Source organism: Marinicauda pacifica, assembly GCF_004793635.1.
Lineage (GTDB): Bacteria > Pseudomonadota > Alphaproteobacteria > Caulobacterales > Maricaulaceae > Marinicauda > Marinicauda pacifica.
Map to the genome: position 1 here is coordinate 1 of NZ_SRXV01000026.1, position 328 is coordinate 328.

1 pseudogene is annotated in these 328 nt (G+C 65.5%); it reads right to left on the reverse strand.

Annotated elements, in window-relative coordinates:
* Nucleotides 1-328, reverse strand: a pseudogene (locus E5162_RS14270) (hypothetical protein); the annotation flags it as partial.

Here is a 328-nt window from a genome sequence, read left to right on the forward strand (position 1 = left end):
GCCGACGATATTCTCGCTGTCGCCGCGATAGAGGGGCAGGCGCGTATGCGGACTGTTGAGCGCGTCACGCATCAGGACGTCCGGGCTGTCCTCGATATCCAGCATGATCAGTGATTTGCGGTGAACCATGACGTCGTCGACCGTCAGCTCGCGCAGGTCCAGCACCCCGCCCAGCATGTCGCGGTCTTCCTTCACCACGCCGCCTTCTTCGTGGTGCAGGTCGATCTGGCCGCGGATTTCCTCGTGCGCAGACAGCACCGGGCCTTCCACATTCGCACCCAGCCGGCGCAGCACGCCGCGCACGATGGTCTGCACGCCGGCGACGACC